The 487-nt window shown below is 59.3% G+C and carries 1 pseudogene; it reads left to right on the forward strand.

The window, feature by feature from the left end:
* Positions 1-487: pseudogene (locus tag ACFZPT_RS26555) on the forward strand (type IV secretion protein Rhs); the annotation flags it as partial.

Here is a 487-nt window from a genome sequence, read left to right on the forward strand (position 1 = left end):
ACGGTGCACAACGCCGATGGCAGCCAGGAAATCTATGTCCACGACGACCGTGCGCGATTGGTGCAACGCATCGATCCGGATGGCGCGCAACACTTCAAATCCTACGACGAAAAAGGCCGGCTGACAGTCGAGCAAGACCCGCTGGGGGCGGTGACGGCGTATCAGTACGACGAAGCCGGACGCTTGGTGGCGTTGTTTCCTGGGGAAGATGAGCCCACTACCTACGAGCATGACCACGGTTTCGTACGCGTGGTGCGCCGGGGTGAGGCGGTTTGGAAGTACGAGCGTAACGATCAGGGCGATGTCATTCGTAAGATCGATCCTGACGGTCACGTTACCGACTACAGCTACAACAAACATGGGCAACTGACCGGGGTTTGGTACCCCGACCACAGCTGCCATCGCTTGGCGTGGAATGAGCGCGGGCAACTGGTTGAGGAGCAGTTGCCCAATGGTGGCATCAGGCGCTATCGCTACGACGACCTGG

Origin of the sequence: Pseudomonas sp. MD330_10 (assembly GCF_042610415.1) — a bacterium.
GTDB classification, from domain to species: domain Bacteria; phylum Pseudomonadota; class Gammaproteobacteria; order Pseudomonadales; family Pseudomonadaceae; genus Aquipseudomonas; species Aquipseudomonas rhodesiae.